Below are 16,286 nucleotides of genomic sequence, written 5' to 3' on the forward strand. Positions count from 1 at the left end.
CGGCTGTGCGCAAGCTGGTCGAGACTCTGGATAGCTATATTCCGGAGCCTGAGCGTGCCATCGACAAGCCGTTCCTGATGCCGATCGAAGACGTGTTCTCGATCTCTGGTCGCGGTACTGTTGTGACTGGTCGTGTCGAGCGCGGCATCGTCAAGGTTCAGGAAGAAATCGAGATCGTGGGTATCCGCGATACGACCAAGACTACCTGCACTGGCGTTGAAATGTTCCGCAAGCTGCTCGACGAAGGTCGTGCGGGTGAGAACGTTGGCGTGCTGCTGCGCGGCACCAAGCGTGATGACGTCGAGCGTGGCCAAGTTCTGGCCAAGCCGGGCACCATCAAGCCGCACACCAAGTTCGAAGGCGAAGTCTACGTACTGAGCAAGGAAGAAGGCGGTCGTCACACTCCGTTCTTCAAGGGCTACCGTCCGCAGTTCTACTTCCGTACGACTGACGTAACTGGTAACTGCGAACTGCCAGAAGGCGTTGAGATGGTAATGCCGGGCGACAACATCAAGATGGTTGTCACTCTGATCGCTCCGATCGCCATGGAAGACGGTCTGCGCTTCGCGATTCGCGAAGGCGGTCGTACCGTTGGTGCCGGCGTGGTTGCCAAGATCATCGAATAATCGATTGATCTGTTTCATTCAGGCCGGCATAATGGTCGGCCTGACTCTTGTTAGGCCAGTAGCTCAATTGGCAGAGCGGCGGTCTCCAAAACCGCAGGTTGGGGGTTCGATTCCCTCCTGGCCTGCCAACTTCAATATCGAATTTGGCAGTTTTTACAGGGTTCTAGCAGATGAATATCAAAGCAGAAGCCAAAGACACGCGCTTCGATCTGGTGAAGTGGCTTGTTGTGGCTGCTTTGGTGGTTGTGGCGGTGGTTGGTAATCAGTATTACTCCGCAGAACCGATTCTGTATAGGGTTCTCGCGTTGCTCGTGCTTGCCGTGCTCGCTTCGTTTGTAGCGCTGCAAACATCCAAAGGCCGCTCCTTTTTCGTTCTTTTGAAAGAGGCCCGCGTCGAGATTCGCAAGGTCGTTTGGCCGACCCGTCAAGAAACCACCCAGACCACGCTGATTGTCGTGGCTGTTGTGCTGGTTATGGCGCTGCTGTTGTGGGGGCTTGATTCCCTGCTCGGTTGGCTGGTTTCCATGGTTGTAGGTTAAGGGTGTCCCGTGGCTAAGCGTTGGTATGTGGTTCATGCTTACTCGGGTTACGAGAAGCATGTCATGCGCTCGCTGGTCGAGCGTATCAAGCTTGCCGGTATGGAAGATCATTTCGGCGAGATTTTAGTCCCCACTGAAGAAGTGGTCGAGATGCGTAATGGGCAGAAGCGCAAGAGTGAGCGCAAGTTTTTCCCAGGCTACGTTCTCGTCCAGATGGATATGGCTGAAGGCGCTTGGCACTTGGTGAAAGATACGCCAAGAGTTATGGGCTTTATTGGTGGTACTGCTGATAAGCCTGCGCCAATTACCGACAAAGAAGCTGAGGCGATTCTCCGTCGTGTGGCGGATGGCAGTGACAAGCCGAAGCCTAAGACGTTGTTCGAGCCGGGCGAAGTTGTTCGTGTGGCTGATGGTCCTTTTGCGGATTTCAACGGTGTTGTCGAAGAGGTCAATTACGAGAAGAGCCGTATCCAGGTGGCTGTTCTTATCTTCGGTCGGTCAACGCCGGTAGAGTTGGAGTTCAGTCAGGTCGAAAAGGTCTAGCTGAAGAAAGCATCCCACACCCCGCAGCTGCTGGCTGCGGGGTTTTGTCGTCACTGGGATATTCAAGTAGATAGGGGAGCCGTGAGGCGCTAGCACCCGGAACGGAGTAGTTATGGCTAAGAAGATTCAAGCTTATATCAAGCTTCAGGTAAAGGCCGGTCAGGCCAACCCGTCGCCGCCAGTAGGTCCTGCGCTGGGCCAGCATGGCGTCAATATCATGGAATTCTGTAAGGCATTCAATGCCCGTACTCAAGGCCAGGAGGCAGGTCTGCCGACGCCGGTGATCATCACCGTTTATAGCGACCGTAGCTTCACCTTCGAGACTAAGAGCACGCCAGCCGCCGTTCTGCTGAAGAAGGCTGCAGGCGTCACTAGTGGTTCTGCTCGTCCGAACACCCAGAAAGTCGGCACCGTTACTCGTGCTCAGCTGGAGGAGATCGCGAAGACCAAGAACGCTGATCTTACCGCCGCTGATCTTGAGGCAGCCGTGCGCACCATCGCCGGCTCCGCTCGCAGCATGGGCCTGAACGTGGAGGGTGTGTAATGGCTAAGTTGACCAAGCGCCAGAAGGCTTTCGCCGAAAAAATCGAAGCCGGTAAGCAGTACTCGTTCGAAGACGCCGCAACCCTGCTGGCTCAGCTATCGGCAGTGAAGTTCACCGAGTCGTTCGATATCGCCATCAATCTGGGTGTGGATCCGCGTAAATCCGACCAGGTCGTGCGTGGCGCTACCGTACTACCGAACGGTACCGGCAAGAGTGTTCGCGTTGCAGTGTTCACTCAGGGTCCGGCTGCTGAGGCTGCTCTGGCTGCTGGCGCCGATCGCGTTGGTATGGATGAGCTGGCTGCCGAAATGAAAGGCGGCGACCTGAACTACGACGTGGTCATCGCTTCGCCTGACGCCATGCGCGTTGTCGGTCAGCTGGGCCAGATCCTTGGTCCGCGTGGTCTGATGCCGAACCCGAAGGTTGGCACTGTCACTCCTGACGTCGCGACTGCGGTGAAGAATGCTAAGGCTGGTCAGGTTCGTTTCCGTACCGACAAGAACGGCATCATTCACAGCTCCGTGGGCAAGGTTGGCTTCGAAGCCGGACAGCTCAAGCAGAACGTTGAAGCGCTGCTAAGCGATCTCAAGCGTCTGAAGCCGTCCACTTCCAAAGGTATCTACGTCAAGCGCGTAACCCTGAGCACCACCATGGGCCCAGGTCTGGCCATCGATCAGGCTTCCCTGGACGCGTAAGGCATGCTGCCCCGTTGGCCGGGGCGGTGAAAATTGGGGTCCCTGCCTGGCGGGGGCTATCCAAGACCGTAGGCGGCGAGAGCCTTAAACCGTTGAAGTTCGCTTCTTCAGGCCTACGCAGAGGTGCTCCCGATTCGTACCGAATCAGACACCAAAACCCGTCCGGTTTCGACCGGATGAACCGGTAACATCCAGGAGTAAAACCCGTGGCAATCAAACTCGAAGACAAGAAGGCCATCGTCGCTGAAGTCAACGAGGCTGCCAGTGCTGCCCTGTCCGCTGTCGTGGCTGATGCCCGTGGCGTGACCGTGGGGGCCATGACCGGACTCCGTAAAGAGGCCCGCGAAGCTGGTGTCTACGTACGTGTCGTACGTAACACTCTGCTCAAGCGCGCCGTTGAAGGCACTCAGTTCGACGTGCTCAACGACGTGTTCAAAGGCCCGACCCTTATCGCGTTCTCCAATGAACATCCGGGCGCTGCTGCTCGTATCTTCAAGGAATTCGCCAAGGGTCAGGACAAGTTCGAGATCAAGGCCGCTGCGTTCGAGGGGCAGTTCCTCGCAGCCAATCAGATCGACGTGCTGGCAACCCTGCCGACCTACGACGAAGCCATTTCGCAGCTGATGAGCGTGATCCAAGGCGCTACCAGCAAGCTGGCTCGTACTCTGGCGGCCGTTCGCGACCAGAAGGAAGCTGCCGCTGCCTAAGGCAAGCGCTGCTTTCAAACTTCTTTTGAATTAGATGGCCCCAGGCCGTCACCTAAATACAGGAACTAGAGTCATGGCTCTGACCAACGAAGATATCATCAACGCCGTTTCCGAAATGTCCGTGATGCAGGTTGTTGAACTGATCAAGGCAATGGAAGAGAAGTTCGGTGTTACCGCTGCTGCCGCTACCGTTGCTGCTGCTGGCCCGGCTGCTGCCGCTGCCGAAGAACAGACCGAGTTCACCGTCGTTCTGGCCGAAGCTGGCGACAAGAAAGTGAACGTGATCAAGGCAGTGCGTGAGCTGACCGGTCTGGGCCTGAAAGAAGCCAAGGCTGTCGTTGACGGCGCCCCTGGCGTGGTCAAGGAAGGCGTCTCCAAGGAAGAAGCCGAAGCCGCTAAGAAGGCTCTGGAAGAAGCAGGCGCCAAAGTCGAGCTCAAGTAAGCGCCGACCTTGCGTCTACAGCCGAAGCGACTCGCGTAAGGCTGATGGCTGGTGGCTTTTGCCACCGGCCTTTTTCCGTTATAGCTGCACGATGTTATCGGGTGGTTGGACCGGGGAAACCGCTCTGATGGGCGGCGCGAATCAAGGGATTCGCAAGATTTTCTGGCTGCTCCCGTCGGGAGAGGCCAAACAAGCAGGTGACCAAGCTGGGGAACGCTGATGGCTTACTCATACACTGAGAAAAAACGAATCCGCAAGGACTTTAGCAAGTTACCGCACGTTATGGACGTGCCGTATCTTTTGGCCATCCAGCTGGATTCGTACCGCGAATTCCTGCAGGCGGGAGCGACCAAGGATCAGTTCCGCGATATTGGCTTGCATGCAGCCTTCAAATCCGTTTTTCCGATAATCAGCTATTCCGGCAATGCAGCGCTGGAGTACGTCGGCTATCGCCTGGGCGACCCGGCTTTTGATGTCAAGGAATGCGTGCTGCGCGGCGTGACCTTCGCGGTGCCGCTGCGAGTGAAAGTTCGCCTTATCATTTTCGATAAGGAGTCGTCGAGCAAGGCGATCAAGGACATCAAGGAGCAGGAAGTCTATATGGGGGAAATCCCCCTGATGACCGAGAACGGTACCTTCATCATCAACGGTACCGAGCGCGTCATCGTGTCCCAGCTGCATCGCTCGCCAGGCGTGTTCTTCGATCACGATCGGGGCAAGACCCATAGCTCGGGCAAGCTGCTGTACTCCGCTCGTATCATTCCGTACCGCGGCTCCTGGCTCGACTTTGAATTCGATCCGAAGGATGCCGTATTCGTACGTATCGACCGTCGCCGCAAGTTGCCGGCATCGGTGCTTCTGCGTGCCCTGAATTACGGCACCGAAGAAATTCTCGATGCGTTCTACGACACCAACGTCTTCCATGTGAAGGGCGAGACCCTGAGCCTGGAACTGGTTCCGCAGCGCCTGCGCGGCGAGATCGCGTCCTTCGATATCAAGGACGAAAACGGTAAGGTCATTGTCGAACAAGGCCGCCGCATCACCGCGCGCCACATCAACCAACTCGACAAGTCTGGCATCAAGGCGCTGGAAATGCCGATGGACTACGTCCTGGGGCGCACAACGGCGAAGGCCATCGTGCATCCGGCGACTGGCGAGATCATCGCTGAGTGCAACACCGAGCTGACCGTCGAAGTATTGGCCAAGCTGGTCAAAGCTCAGGTCGTTCGCTTCGAAACCCTGTACACCAACGACATCGACTGCGGTCCGTTCATTTCCGATACGCTGAAAATCGATTCGACGACCAATCAGCTCGAGGCCTTGGTCGAGATCTACCGCATGATGCGTCCTGGCGAGCCGCCAACCAAGGACGCCGCCGAAACGCTGTTTAACAACCTTTTCTTCGCATCCGAGCGCTACGACTTGTCCGCCGTGGGGCGGATGAAGTTCAATCGTCGCATTGGTCGTACCGAGATCGAAGGTTCTGGCGTGCTCAGCCGCGAGGACATCGTCGCGGTGCTGAAGACTCTGGTCGATATCCGTAACGGCAAGGGCGTTGTCGACGACATCGATCACCTAGGTAACCGTCGCGTACGCTGCGTGGGTGAAATGGCCGAAAACCAGTTCCGCGTAGGCCTGGTGCGCGTCGAGCGGGCGGTCAAGGAACGTCTGTCGATGGCTGAAAGCGAAGGCCTGATGCCCCAGGACCTGATCAACGCCAAGCCGGTTGCGGCGGCGGTGAAGGAGTTTTTCGGCTCCAGCCAGCTTTCGCAGTTCATGGACCAGAACAACCCGCTCTCCGAGATCACCCACAAGCGTCGTGTCTCCGCGCTCGGCCCAGGCGGCCTGACCCGTGAGCGCGCCGGCTTCGAAGTCCGTGACGTACACCCGACTCATTACGGTCGTGTCTGTCCGATCGAGACGCCGGAAGGTCCGAACATCGGCCTGATCAACTCGCTGGCTGCCTACGCGCGCACCAATCAGTACGGCTTCCTGGAAAGCCCGTATCGCGTGGTCAAGGAAGGCGAGGTCACCGACGAGATCGTGTTCCTGTCGGCTATTGAAGAAGCCGACCATGTGATCGCGCAGGCGAGTGCCAAGCTGGATGACCGCAAGCTGGTCGACGAGCTGGTTGCCGTTCGTCATCAGAACGAATTCACGGTCAAGGCGCCCGAAGACGTCACTTTGATGGATGTTTCGCCGAAGCAGGTTGTGTCCGTTGCGGCTTCGCTGATTCCGTTCCTCGAGCATGACGATGCCAACCGCGCCCTCATGGGCTCGAACATGCAGCGTCAGGCCGTGCCGACCCTGCGTTCGGATAAGCCGCTGGTAGGTACCGGGATGGAGCGCAACGTGGCGCGCGACTCCGGCGTCTGCGTCGTCGCCCGTCGTGGCGGCGTGATCGATTCTGTCGACGCCAGTCGTGTGGTCGTGCGCGTGCATGATGCGGAAGTCGAAACCGGTGAAGCGGGCGTCGACATCTACAACCTGACCAAGTACACCCGTTCCAACCAGAACACCTGCATCAACCAGCGTCCGCTGGTCAGTAAGGGTGACGTGGTCGAGCGCGGCGACATTATGGCTGACGGTCCGTCGACCGACATGGGCGAGCTGGCACTTGGTCAGAACATGCGCGTCGCGTTCATGCCGTGGAACGGCTACAACTTCGAAGACTCCATTCTCCTGTCGGAGCGTGTGGTCCAGGAAGATCGTTTCACCACCATCCACATTCAGGAACTGACCTGCGTATCCCGTGATACCAAGCTCGGCCCAGAAGAGATCACGGCCGACATCCCGAACGTGGGCGAGGCTGCGCTGAACAAGCTGGATGAGGCAGGTATCGTTTATGTGGGTGCCGAGGTAGGCGCAGGCGACATCCTGGTCGGCAAGGTTACGCCAAAAGGCGAAACCCAGCTGACGCCGGAAGAGAAGTTGCTGCGTGCGATCTTCGGTGAGAAAGCCTCTGACGTGAAGGACACCTCCCTGCGTGTGCCAACCGGCACCAAGGGTACAGTCATCGACGTGCAGGTCTTCATCCGTGACGGTGTCGAACGTGACTCCCGCGCGCTGGCCATCGAGAAGATGCAGCTCGACGAAATCCGCAAGGACCTGAACGAGGAATTCCGCATCGTCGAGGGCGCAACCTTCGAGCGTCTGCGTTCTGCCCTGGTCGGTGCGACAGTCGAAGGCGGCGCGGGCCTGAAGAAGGGTGCGGTCATTACCGACGAGATCCTCGATGATCTCGAGCATGGACAGTGGTTCAAGCTGCGCATGGCCGAGGACGCGCTGAACGAGCAGCTGGAAAAGGCCCAAGCCTACATTTCCGACCGCCGTCAGTTGCTCGATGACAAGTTCGAAGACAAGAAGCGCAAGCTGCAGCAGGGCGACGATCTGGCGCCGGGCGTGCTGAAGATCGTCAAGGTCTACCTGGCGATCAAACGTCGTATCCAGCCGGGCGACAAGATGGCGGGCCGTCACGGTAACAAGGGTGTCGTCTCGGTCATCATGCCGGTCGAAGACATGCCGCATGATGCCAACGGTACGCCGGTCGACATCGTCTTGAACCCGCTGGGCGTTCCGTCGCGTATGAACGTCGGCCAGATCCTTGAAACCCACCTGGGCCTCGCGGCCAAAGGTCTGGGTGAGAAGATCAACCGCATGCTGGACGAGCAGCGCAAGGTTGCGGAGCTGCGCAAGTTCCTTACCGAGATCTACAACGAAATCGGTGGGCGCCAAGAGAATCTGGAAAGCTTCAGCGATCAGGAAGTGCTGGATCTGGCGAAGAACCTGCGCGGCGGCGTGCCGATGGCAACCCCGGTATTCGACGGTGCCAAGGAGCGCGAGATCAAAGCCATGCTGAAGCTGGCTGATCTGCCGGAAAGCGGCCAGATGCAGCTGTTCGATGGTCGTACCGGCAACAAGTTCGAGCGCACCACCACGGTTGGCTACATGTACATGCTCAAGCTGAACCACCTGGTCGACGACAAGATGCACGCGCGTTCCACCGGTTCCTACAGCCTGGTTACCCAGCAGCCGCTGGGCGGTAAGGCGCAGTTCGGTGGCCAGCGTTTCGGGGAGATGGAGGTCTGGGCACTGGAAGCCTATGGCGCCGCCTACACCCTGCAGGAAATGCTCACGGTCAAGTCGGACGACGTGAACGGGCGGACCAAGATGTACAAGAACATCGTGGACGGCGATCACCGTATGGAGCCCGGCATGCCGGAATCCTTCAACGTGTTGATCAAAGAGATCCGCTCGCTCGGTATCGACATCGATCTGGAAACCGAATAACCACGCACCGCCTATGCGGTGATCGGCATCAGCCGGTCACCGCAGGTCCGTGAGGAGGAAAGGCCTTGAAAGACTTGCTGAATCTGTTGAAAAACCAGGGTCAAATCGAAGAGTTCGATGCCATCAAGATTGCATTGGCTTCGCCCGAGATGATCCGTTCCTGGTCCTTTGGCGAGGTCAAGAAGCCAGAGACCATCAACTACCGTACGTTCAAGCCCGAGCGTGACGGCCTGTTCTGCGCCAAGATCTTTGGCCCGGTCAAGGACTACGAGTGCCTGTGCGGTAAGTACAAGCGGCTCAAGCATCGTGGTGTGATCTGTGAGAAGTGCGGCGTCGAAGTCGCGCTGGCCAAAGTCCGTCGCGAGCGCATGGCGCATATCGAGCTGGCCTCGCCGGTAGCGCACATTTGGTTCCTGAAGTCGCTGCCGAGCCGTATCGGTCTGCTGCTGGACATGACCCTGCGTGATATCGAACGCGTGCTCTATTTCGAGAGCTACGTGGTGATCGATCCGGGCATGACCACCCTCGAGAAGGGCCAGCTGCTCAACGACGAGCAGTATTTCGAAGCTCTGGAAGAGTTTGGTGACGATTTCGACGCTCGCATGGGCGCCGAAGCCGTGCGCGAGCTGCTGCACGAAATCGACCTGGAGCACGAGATCGGTCGCCTGCGCGAAGAGATTCCGCAGACCAACTCGGAAACCAAGATCAAGAAGCTGTCTAAGCGCCTGAAGCTGATGGAAGCCTTCCATGGCTCGGGCAACCTGCCTGAGTGGATGGTGCTGACCGTTCTGCCGGTTCTGCCACCGGATCTGCGTCCGCTGGTTCCGCTGGATGGCGGCCGCTTCGCGACTTCCGATCTGAACGATCTGTATCGTCGCGTCATCAACCGTAACAACCGCCTGAAGCGCCTGCTTGACCTGTCGGCGCCGGACATCATCGTGCGCAACGAAAAGCGCATGCTGCAGGAAGCCGTCGATGCGCTGCTCGACAACGGCCGTCGTGGTCGTGCCATCACTGGCTCGAACAAGCGTCCGCTGAAGTCATTGGCTGACATGATCAAGGGCAAGCAGGGTCGTTTCCGTCAGAACCTGCTCGGCAAGCGCGTGGACTACTCCGGTCGTTCGGTTATTACCGTTGGCCCGACCCTGCGTCTGCATCAGTGCGGTCTGCCGAAGAAGATGGCGCTCGAGCTGTTCAAGCCGTTCATTTTCGGCAAGCTGGAAATGCGTGGCATGGCGACTACCATCAAGGCCGCCAAGAAGATGGTCGAGCGCGAGCTGCCCGAGGTCTGGGACGTGCTGGCCGAGGTCATTCGCGAACATCCCGTGTTGCTCAACCGGGCACCGACGCTGCACCGTCTGGGTATCCAGGCGTTCGAGCCGGTCCTGATCGAAGGCAAGGCGATCCAGCTGCACCCGCTGGTCTGCGCCGCGTACAACGCCGACTTCGACGGTGACCAGATGGCCGTTCACGTGCCGCTGACACTGGAAGCCCAGCTCGAAGCGCGCGCGCTGATGATGTCGACCAATAACATCCTGTCGCCGGCCAACGGCGAGCCGATCATCGTGCCGTCGCAGGACGTGGTCCTGGGTCTGTACTACATGACCCGTGAAGCCATCAATGCCAAGGGCGAAGGCCGCGTATTCGCTGATCTGCAGGAAGTCGACCGCGTGTTCCGCGCCGGCGAAGCGTCGCTGCACGCCCGCGTCAAGGTGCGCATCAACGAGACCATCAAGGATCGCGACGGCTCGATCACCAAGAACACCCGTATCGTCGACACCACTGTCGGTCGTGCGTTGCTGTTCCAGGTGGTTCCGGCCGGCCTGCCGTTCGACGTGGTCAACCAGCCGATGAAGAAGAAGGCGATCTCCAAGCTGATCAACCTGTGCTACCGCACCGTTGGTCTGAAGGATACCGTCATCTTCGCCGACCAGCTGATGTACACCGGTTTTGCCTACTCGACTATTTCCGGCGTGTCGATCGGTGTGAACGATTTCGTCATCCCGGACGAGAAGGCGCGCATCATCGATGCCGCTACCGAGGAAGTGAAGGAAATCGAGTCGCAGTACGCCTCCGGCCTGGTGACCCAGGGCGAAAAGTACAACAAGGTCATCGACCTCTGGTCGAAGGCCAACGACGAAGTATCCAAGGCTATGATGGCCAACCTCTCGAAAGAGAAGGTCATCGATCGCGACGGCAACGAAGCCGAGCAGGACTCGTTCAACTCGATGTACATGATGGCCGACTCCGGGGCGCGGGGTTCCGCTGCCCAGATTCGCCAGCTGGCCGGTATGCGTGGCCTGATGGCCAAGCCGGACGGCTCGATCATCGAAACGCCGATCACCGCCAACTTCCGTGAAGGCCTGAACGTACTGCAGTACTTCATCTCCACCCACGGCGCTCGTAAGGGTCTGGCGGATACCGCCCTGAAAACCGCGAACTCCGGTTACCTGACCCGTCGCCTGGTCGACGTGGCGCAGGATCTGGTGGTAACCGAGATCGATTGCGGCACCGAGCAGGGCCTGCACATGACACCGCACATCGAAGGCGGCGACGTGGTCGAGCCGCTGGGTGAGCGTGTTCTGGGTCGTGTGATCGCGCGTGACGTACTCAAGCCCGGCACCGACGACGTACTGGTTGCTGCCGGTACCTTGATCGACGAGCAATGGGTCGACTTCATCGAGCTGAACAGCATCGACGAAGTGATCGTGCGTTCGCCGATCAGCTGCGAAACCCGCTATGGCATCTGTGCCAAGTGCTACGGTCGCGATCTGGCCCGCGGTCACCAGGTGAATATCGGTGAGGCCGTCGGTGTTATCGCCGCGCAGTCCATCGGTGAGCCGGGTACCCAGCTGACCATGCGTACGTTCCACATCGGTGGTGCGGCGAGCCGGACTTCGGCGGTCGACAATGTGATGGTCAAGAACGGCGGTACCATTCGCCTGCATAACCTTAAGTACGTAGAGCGTGCCGACGGAGCTCTGGTCGCGGTTTCGCGTTCCGGCGAACTGGCGGTAGCGGACGACTACGGCCGCGAGCGCGAGCGCTACAAGCTGCCGTACGGTGCGGTGATTTCGATCAAGGAAGGCGACAAGGTCGATGCCGGCACCGTCGTTGCGAAATGGGATCCGCACACGCACCCGATCGTGACCGAGATGAAGGGTGTCGTGACCTTCGCGGGCATGGAAGAGAACATCACCATCAAGCGTCAGACCGACGAACTCACCGGTCTGACCAACATCGAGGTGATGGATCCGAAAGATCGTCCGGCGTCCGGCAAGGATATCCGTCCGGCGATCAAGATGGTCGATACCAACGGCAAGGAACTGCTGTTGCCGGGTACTGATGTACCTGCTCAGTACTTCCTGCCGGCGAATGCGTTGGTTGGCGTGGCCGATGGTGCCGAGATCAACGTCGGTGACGTTATCGCGCGTATCCCGCAGGAAACGTCCAAGACCCGTGACATCACCGGTGGTCTGCCGCGCGTTGCCGACCTGTTCGAGGCGCGTCGTCCGAAAGAGCCGTCGATCCTGGCGGAAATCAGCGGCACGATCTCCTTCGGCAAGGAAACCAAGGGCAAGCGCCGTCTGGTCATCACGCCTACCGATGGAACCGATCCTTACGAGGAGCTGATTCCCAAGTGGCGCCACCTCAACGTCTTCGAAGGCGAACAGGTGAACAAGGGCGAAGTGATCTCCGACGGGCCGAGCAACCCGCACGACATCCTGCGCCTGCTGGGTGTCAGCGCGTTGGCCAAGTACATCGTCAATGAGATTCAGGACGTCTACCGCCTGCAGGGCGTGAAGATCAACGACAAGCACATCGAGACCATCCTGCGGCAGATGCTGCGTAAGGTCGAAGTGGCCGAGTCGGGCGATTCGAGCTTCATCAAGGGTGACCAGATGGAGCTGACCCAGGTGCTGGAAGAGAACGAGCGTCTGTCCGTGGACGACAAGTTCGGCTCCAAGTACGTGCGTGTGCTGCTGGGTATCACCAAGGCTTCGTTGTCCACCGAGTCGTTCATTTCGGCGGCGTCGTTCCAGGAAACCACTCGCGTTCTTACCGAGGCTGCGGTTACCGGCAAGCGCGACTACCTGCGTGGCCTGAAGGAAAACGTCGTCGTTGGTCGCCTGATTCCGGCCGGTACCGGTCTGCAGTACCACAGCGAGCGCAAGCGCAAGCGTGATGCAGAAAAACCGGTTCGTGTGAGTGCCGATGAGGTCGAAGCGGCTCTGACCGAGGCGCTGAATTCCAGCGGCAACTGATTGGAGGCCGCCCCGGCGCAAGTCGGGGCGCGCCTTGACGGTGTGCAAGAAGCTCTTTAGACTCTTGTACCCCTAATTTGGCGGGGCTTTGGGCCCTGCCATTTTCGTTTGTGTCGAAAGACAACAGTGGAGCTAGTAGATGGCAACGATCAACCAGCTGGTACGCCAGCCGCGCAAGCGCGTCGTCGAGAAAAGCGACGTCCCTGCGCTGCAGAACTGCCCGCAACGCCGTGGCGTGTGCACTCGCGTGTACACCACCACGCCAAAGAAACCGAACTCTGCACTGCGCAAAGTATGCCGTGTTCGCCTGACCAACGGTTTTGAGGTCGCCTCCTATATCGGTGGTGAAGGTCATAACCTGCAGGAGCACAGTGTCGTGCTGATCCGTGGCGGTCGTGTAAAAGACCTTCCGGGTGTGCGTTATCACACTGTGCGCGGTTCGCTGGACACCTCCGGTGTCAAGGATCGTAAGCAGGGCCGTTCCAAGTACGGCGCCAAGCGTCCGAAGTAATCGTATTTTTATTTATCTGAGTCGATAAGAGTAAGGTCGGGCGTAACCTCGTCGTTATAGTCCCGAGCTAACCTGAAGACCGTTTGAGGGCTTATCAATGCCAAGACGTCGTGTAGCAGCCAAGCGCGAGATCCTTGACGATCCGAAGTACGGAAGTCTGATCCTTGCCAAGTTCATGAACCACGTAATGGAGAGCGGCAAGAAGGCCGTTGCCGAGCGTATCGTTTATGGTGCTCTGGACAAGGTCAAAGAACGCAAGAACAGCGACCCCCTGGAAATCTTCGAAAAAGCACTCGACGCCATCGCTCCGCTGGTCGAAGTGAAGTCCCGCCGCGTAGGTGGTGCGACTTATCAGGTTCCGGTTGAGGTTCGTCCGTCCCGTCGTAACGCCTTGGCTATGCGTTGGCTGGTAGATGCTGCGCGCAAGCGTGGCGAGAAATCCATGGCCCTGCGTCTTGCGGGTGAGCTGGTGGATGCATTCGAAGGTAAAGGCGCTGCTGTCAAGAAGCGTGAAGACGTGCATCGTATGGCTGAAGCCAACAAGGCCTTCTCGCACTACCGCTTCTAATTTTCAGCGTCAACAACTCGCGAGGGCTTTATGGCTCGTATTACTCCGATTAACCGCTACCGTAACATTGGTATCTGCGCCCACGTCGATGCGGGCAAGACCACAACTACGGAGCGGATTCTGTTCTACACCGGTCTCAGCCACAAGATGGGCGAAGTGCACGACGGTGCCGCGACCACTGACTGGATGGTGCAGGAGCAGGAGCGCGGTATCACCATCACGTCTGCTGCCGTGACGACCTTCTGGCAAGGTTCGCGTGGTCAGTTCGACAAGTATCGCGTAAACGTCATCGATACCCCCGGTCACGTGGACTTCACCATTGAAGTTGAGCGCTCGCTTCGCGTGCTCGATGGTGCGGTCGTGGTGTTCTGTGGTACGTCCGGCGTTGAGCCGCAGTCCGAGACTGTTTGGCGTCAGGCTAACAAGTACGGCGTTCCGCGTATCGTGTACGTCAACAAGATGGACCGGGCCGGTGCCAACTTCCTGCGCGTTGTTGCCCAGATCAAACAGCGCCTGGGTCATACCCCGGTGCCGGTGCAGCTGGCGATCGGCTCAGAGGATAACTTCGAAGGTCAGATCGATCTGGTCAAGATGAAGGCTATCTACTGGAACGAGGACGACAAGGGTACCTCCTACCGCGAGGAAGAGATCCCTGCCGAATTGCTCGCTCAGGCCGAAGAGTACCGCTCGAACATGGTCGAGGCAGCTGCCGAAGCCAACGAAGAGCTGATGAACAAGTATCTGGAAGGCGGCGAGCTTTCGATCGAAGAGATCAAGGAAGGCCTGCGTCAGCGTACCATTGCTTGTGAAATCGTTCCGGCTGTCTGTGGTTCGTCCTTCAAGAACAAGGGTGTTCCGCTGGTTCTCGATGCGGTCATTGACTATCTGCCTGCGCCGACTGAGATTCCGGCCATTCAGGGTGTCAATCCCGATAATGAGGAGGAGACCGACGAGCGTCACGCTGACGACGCTGAGCCGTTCTCGGCGCTGGCGTTCAAGATCGCAACCGACCCGTTCGTGGGTACTCTGACCTTTGCTCGCGTTTACTCTGGCGTGCTGTCCTCCGGCGACTCGGTAATTAACTCTGTCAAAGGTAAGAAAGAGCGCGTTGGGCGGATGGTGCAGATGCACGCCAACCAGCGTGAAGAGATCAAGGAATGCCGTGCGGGCGATATCGCTGCGCTGATCGGTATGAAGGATGTCACCACGGGTGACACTCTCTGCTCGATCGAGAAGCCGATCATTCTCGAGCGTATGGAATTCCCTGAGCCGGTTATTTCGGTGGCCGTCGAGCCCAAGACCAAGGCAGACCAGGAAAAGATGGGTATCGCGTTGGGCAAGCTGGCCCAGGAAGATCCGTCGTTCCGCGTCAAGACCGACGAGGAAACTGGTCAGACGATCATTTCCGGTATGGGCGAGCTGCACCTGGATATCCTGGTTGATCGTATGCGTCGCGAGTTCAACGTTGACGCCAACATCGGTAAGCCACAGGTTTCCTATCGCGAGAAGATCACTAAGTCTTGCGAGATCGAAGGCAAGTTCGTTCGTCAGTCCGGCGGTCGTGGCCAGTTTGGTCATTGCTGGGTTCGCTTCGCACCTGCTGACGAAGGTCAGGAAGGACTGCAATTCGTTAACGAGGTTGTGGGTGGTGTCATTCCGAAGGAATACATTCCAGCCATCCAGAAAGGTATCGAAGAGCAGATGAAGAACGGCGTTGTAGCCGGCTATCCGCTCATCGGTCTGAAGGCCACGGTTTTCGATGGCTCTTACCACGACGTCGACTCCAACGAGATGGCGTTCAAGGTGGCGGCTTCCATGGCGACCAAGCAGCTGTCCCAGAAGGGCGGTGCGGTAGTGCTTGAGCCGATCATGAAGGTTGAAGTTGTAACGCCTGAGGATTACATGGGTGACGTGATGGGAGACCTGAACCGTCGTCGTGGTCTGATTCAGGGTATGGAAGATTCGGTGTCTGGCAAAGTTATCCGTGCCGAGGTGCCGCTAGGTGAGATGTTCGGTTACGCGACCGACGTCCGCTCCATGTCCCAGGGTCGCGCGAGCTATTCCATGGAATTCTCGAAGTACTCCGAAGCTCCGGCGAACATCGTCGAAGCAATCGTTAAAAAACAAGGTTGATTCAGCCCTTTAAGTAAGAGGTTTACTGTCGTGGCTAAAGAAAAATTCGAACGTAACAAACCGCACCTGAACGTCGGCACCATTGGTCACGTCGACCATGGCAAGACTACCCTGACTGCAGCGCTGACCAAGGTTTGCGCTGAGACTTGGGGCGGCTCTGCGCGCGACTTCTCGCAGATCGACAACGCGCCGGAAGAGAAGGCTCGTGGTATCACCATCAACACTTCCCACGTTGAATACGATTCCTCGATCCGTCATTACGCCCACGTTGACTGCCCCGGTCACGCTGACTATGTGAAGAACATGATCACCGGTGCTGCGCAGATGGATGGTGCGATCCTGGTTTGTTCCGCTGCTGACGGCCCGATGCCGCAGACGCGTGAGCACATCCTGCTGTCCCGCCAGGTTGGCGTTCCTTACATC

General features: G+C 58.2%; 13 protein-coding genes and 1 tRNA gene. All 14 read left to right on the forward strand.

The window, feature by feature from the left end; genetic code table 11:
- Nucleotides 1–626 (forward strand): EF-Tu C-terminal domain-related protein (locus tag DQ405_RS22135; protein ID WP_241730108.1); only part of this gene is annotated, 626 nt, incomplete at its 5' end.
- A 52-nt stretch (nucleotides 627–678) separates the two neighbouring features.
- Nucleotides 679–754, forward strand: a tRNA-Trp gene (locus DQ405_RS22140).
- Nucleotides 755–796: 42 nt separating this feature from the next.
- Nucleotides 797–1,165, forward strand: a complete 369-nt coding sequence (secE, locus tag DQ405_RS22145; RefSeq protein WP_168426161.1) for a preprotein translocase subunit SecE — start codon at nucleotides 797–799, stop codon at nucleotides 1,163–1,165.
- 9 nt (nucleotides 1,166–1,174) lie between these two features.
- Entirely contained in the window at nucleotides 1,175–1,708 is a 534-nt protein-coding gene (gene nusG / locus DQ405_RS22150) for a transcription termination/antitermination protein NusG (protein WP_168426162.1), read from the forward strand.
- Nucleotides 1,709–1,820: 112 nt separating this feature from the next.
- On the forward strand, nucleotides 1,821–2,252 hold the full coding sequence (gene rplK / locus DQ405_RS22155; protein WP_168426163.1) for a 50S ribosomal protein L11: 432 nt from the start codon (nucleotides 1,821–1,823) through the stop codon (nucleotides 2,250–2,252).
- On the forward strand, nucleotides 2,252–2,947 hold the full coding sequence (rplA, locus tag DQ405_RS22160; protein WP_168426164.1) for a 50S ribosomal protein L1: 696 nt from the start codon (nucleotides 2,252–2,254) through the stop codon (nucleotides 2,945–2,947). Before rplK ends, rplA begins: the two co-directional genes overlap by 1 nt.
- Before the next feature lie 206 nt (nucleotides 2,948–3,153).
- Nucleotides 3,154–3,654 (forward strand): 50S ribosomal protein L10, encoded by a 501-nt coding sequence (gene rplJ / locus DQ405_RS22165; protein ID WP_014854237.1) that lies wholly within the window; start codon nucleotides 3,154–3,156, stop codon nucleotides 3,652–3,654.
- Nucleotides 3,655–3,727: 73 nt separating this feature from the next.
- Nucleotides 3,728–4,096: a 50S ribosomal protein L7/L12 gene (gene rplL, locus DQ405_RS22170; RefSeq protein ID WP_102852776.1), complete on the forward strand. Its 369-nt coding sequence runs from the start codon at nucleotides 3,728–3,730 to the stop codon at nucleotides 4,094–4,096.
- A 219-nt stretch (nucleotides 4,097–4,315) separates the two neighbouring features.
- On the forward strand, nucleotides 4,316–8,386 hold the full coding sequence (gene rpoB / locus DQ405_RS22175) for a DNA-directed RNA polymerase subunit beta (RefSeq protein ID WP_168426165.1): 4,071 nt from the start codon (nucleotides 4,316–4,318) through the stop codon (nucleotides 8,384–8,386).
- 65 nt (nucleotides 8,387–8,451) lie between these two features.
- Nucleotides 8,452–12,651, forward strand: a complete 4,200-nt coding sequence (rpoC, locus tag DQ405_RS22180; protein WP_168426166.1) for a DNA-directed RNA polymerase subunit beta' — start codon at nucleotides 8,452–8,454, stop codon at nucleotides 12,649–12,651.
- Nucleotides 12,652–12,790: 139 nt separating this feature from the next.
- Nucleotides 12,791–13,162, forward strand: a complete 372-nt coding sequence (gene rpsL / locus DQ405_RS22185; RefSeq protein WP_003291416.1) for a 30S ribosomal protein S12 — start codon at nucleotides 12,791–12,793, stop codon at nucleotides 13,160–13,162.
- A 97-nt stretch (nucleotides 13,163–13,259) separates the two neighbouring features.
- Complete coding sequence (gene rpsG, locus DQ405_RS22190) at nucleotides 13,260–13,730, forward strand: 30S ribosomal protein S7 (protein WP_021209382.1); 471 nt, start codon at nucleotides 13,260–13,262, stop codon at nucleotides 13,728–13,730.
- Nucleotides 13,731–13,760: 30 nt separating this feature from the next.
- Nucleotides 13,761–15,863 carry an elongation factor G gene (gene fusA / locus DQ405_RS22195; RefSeq protein ID WP_168426167.1) on the forward strand — a complete coding sequence of 701 codons (2,103 nt, stop codon included), beginning with the start codon at nucleotides 13,761–13,763 and terminating at the stop codon, nucleotides 15,861–15,863.
- Nucleotides 15,864–15,893: 30 nt separating this feature from the next.
- On the forward strand, nucleotides 15,894–16,286 hold a 393-nt coding region (locus DQ405_RS22200), incomplete at its 3' end, for a GTP-binding protein (RefSeq protein ID WP_174824709.1).

The sequence above is a fragment of the Pseudomonas sp. SST3 genome (assembly GCF_003325755.1).

Bases quoted from the DNA above. Each gene is read 5' to 3' on its own strand.
- rplL (WP_102852776.1), top strand. From the start codon at position 3,728: ATGGCTCTGACCAACGAAGATATCATCAACGCCGTTTCCGAAATGTCC.
- fusA (WP_168426167.1), top strand. From the start codon at position 13,761: ATGGCTCGTATTACTCCGATTAACCGCTACCGTAACATTGGTATCTGC.
- rpsG (WP_021209382.1), top strand. From the start codon at position 13,260: ATGCCAAGACGTCGTGTAGCAGCCAAGCGCGAGATCCTTGACGATCCG.
- rplA (WP_168426164.1), top strand. From the start codon at position 2,252: ATGGCTAAGTTGACCAAGCGCCAGAAGGCTTTCGCCGAAAAAATCGAA.
- rplK (WP_168426163.1), top strand. From the start codon at position 1,821: ATGGCTAAGAAGATTCAAGCTTATATCAAGCTTCAGGTAAAGGCCGGT.
- rpoB (WP_168426165.1), top strand. From the start codon at position 4,316: ATGGCTTACTCATACACTGAGAAAAAACGAATCCGCAAGGACTTTAGC.
- rpsL (WP_003291416.1), top strand. From the start codon at position 12,791: ATGGCAACGATCAACCAGCTGGTACGCCAGCCGCGCAAGCGCGTCGTC.
- secE (WP_168426161.1), top strand. From the start codon at position 797: ATGAATATCAAAGCAGAAGCCAAAGACACGCGCTTCGATCTGGTGAAG.